This window comes from Humidesulfovibrio sp. (genome assembly GCF_030689645.1).
Lineage (GTDB): Bacteria > Desulfobacterota > Desulfovibrionia > Desulfovibrionales > Desulfovibrionaceae > Humidesulfovibrio.
Genome location: NZ_JAUYFU010000013.1, coordinates 1 through 2,134, shown reverse-complemented (window position 1 = coordinate 2,134; position 2,134 = coordinate 1). Strand labels below are relative to the sequence as shown.

Genomic DNA, 2,134 nt, shown 5'->3' with positions numbered 1-2,134 from the left:
CGGCATGGATATCAGTCGGCTAGTCGTCAAAGCTGCTGCTTGACGAGAATGAGTCGTCAAAGCTGCTACTTGAACAACTGTCGTCGAAGCTACTCGATGAGAACGAGTCGTCGTAGCTTGACGAGATGGAGAAGCTGTCGTCGTCGTGATAGGTGGGGTCCATCGACGTATTGTGGTAGATGTTGTCCGGTTCATGGGCATACATCGGGTCCGTCCACCGGCTCGTATCCATGCTGCTGTCGGGCTCGTAGCCGCTGGTTACGAAACTATCGTCCGCCATGCCACTGGTCGGCCAGTCATCGTCGCTCGAACTGTGCGAGTTCTCGTGCATCATGAGGCTGCTGCCGCAAATAGCACCAGTGGTGTAGCTGTCGTCTGTGTCCATGCGAACCGGCGCGTAAGCCTCCGCTTCCGACTCCTGGCCGCGCTGGCGCAGGAGCACGATGGCGATGAGGAGAGCGCCGCAAATCAGGATCCCGTCCATATTTTCTCCTTGGTTTTGTGCGTTTTGGGAATCAATCCATAGCACAAACCGAGATAAGAGCCCAGGAAAAAGTGATCACCTTCAGCATGTTATGTGATGTTTCTCTACGTGCCGACTAGCCGCCAGGAATACGGCGCAACCGGCAAGGTACTCCGCAGGATTCAACCGCCAAATAAGGTGCGGCGTCGAGAATCCAACGCCACTGTAGCCAGTCGCTACGCCCCCCCCTACAGCATCTTTGATTTGAGCCCCCGCAGGCGGCGACATCTTCGACCGTCGCCCACAAGCGAGGAGCTGCACGAGCAAGCGGCAGGCGGCAAGGCGCGGCGTAGCCGCCCCCGGTAGGGGTTGCCTTGCCGCACGTCGTGCTCGTGCTATCGTGCGTATAGCGATGGTCTAGCCACAGGAATGAAGGAAATTTCTTTCTTAGAGCACTGTGGCACGAGCTGAAGTCAAGACCTCGAAATCGTCATTTCACGAATTTTGGATCTAGATTTTTCAGCGAGAATTCGAGAGATCGTGATCCCTTTCACCAGAACCAGGAGGGACCATGATCAGACAACTCATTCTCACCACGCTCGCACAAGCCATCTTGTTGCCATGCTTGTCTCGGCGGACAGGCAGGCCGTGCCGCTCCGTCATCACGCGGCAGTTGCTGCTCGGCCAAGCGGAAGACGGTATCAACCTGACGGGCTGCCTGGACCCGCAAGGGCGCGTACACCGGACGGCGATCCGCGATGTGCTCTCTGTCCAGCGCCGACTCATTATCCACGCAGAAACCTTGGGCGGAGCGGGCCGGATCTGGCGTGAGCTCGAAGCGTTGCCGCCTGCCATCCTTTCACTCGACGCAACAGGCTCCCCGTACCAGTTCGTTTCTCTCGGTAGCCGGGACGCCGTGGAACTCATCGGTGCCTGGCCGTCGCCGTGCGGCGACATCACGGCGATGTTGCGCCCAGTGTGCGGCATGCTCATCTCTGCGGCGGATTCCGTGGTTCCACCGTTCCGGCAGATCGGACACCTCTGGCCTCACGGTGACTTCGCACGGCCAAGCGGCTCGCTCGTGCTGTCGTTCGCGCGCAGGCCCGGCGTCCTTTTTGCCGCAAGGTATCCGCTCGAACTGGCCGCCAAGGTCATCGTGCGCAACCGCCGCGCTTGGGGCGAGAACTGGGAGCCCGATGCTCCTACCGAAGAGAACCGGAGCTCGGCTGCGCTGATGGCCGGACAGCACAATCCACGCCCGCAAGTGCCGCTTACTGGCGAACTCCTCCATGAAGCCGCGCGGTTGAAGCCGGTTGAAGATCTGGGCGACTGGTGGCACGGCTGCGCCCTTTGGCACGCCGCAGGATGGCCTCGCTGGCGCAATGCCCGCAACCGCTCGGGCGTCCTGGTGTCGAACGACGATCCCGGCCTCCGGCATCTGTTCGTGACAACGGACGGTGAGACCTCCGCGTCGTTGGTGGTGCGGTAACAGGGAAATTGCGCCGCCCGAACAGGGCGCTGCGAAGTGTCGCCGCCGGGCTTGTTGCCCGGCGGCTTACGTTTGGAGGGATCTGAATCTGGCAGGAAGCAAGGAACGGGGGCAAGGAAACAAGGAAGAAGGAAGCAAGGAAAGGACAAGGAAACGGAGAAGGAAAGGAGGCCGCCGGCTAC

Annotated in this window: 2 protein-coding genes; one reads left to right on the top strand and one right to left on the bottom strand. The window is 60.4% G+C overall.

All coding sequences use genetic code 11. The features are described from left to right. Nucleotides 1-19 precede the first annotated feature (19 nt). The gene (locus tag Q8O35_RS01820) at nucleotides 20-484 is read right to left on the bottom strand and encodes a hypothetical protein (protein WP_305569961.1); all 465 of its coding nucleotides are present in this window, start codon (nucleotides 482-484) and stop codon (nucleotides 20-22) included. Nucleotides 485-1,034: 550 nt separating this feature from the next. On the opposite strand from Q8O35_RS01820, the gene Q8O35_RS01815 reads away from it, so the two are divergent. After that, on the top strand, nucleotides 1,035-1,952 hold the full coding sequence (locus Q8O35_RS01815) for a hypothetical protein (protein WP_305569959.1): 918 nt from the start codon (nucleotides 1,035-1,037) through the stop codon (nucleotides 1,950-1,952). Nucleotides 1,953-2,134: the final 182 nt, after the last annotated feature.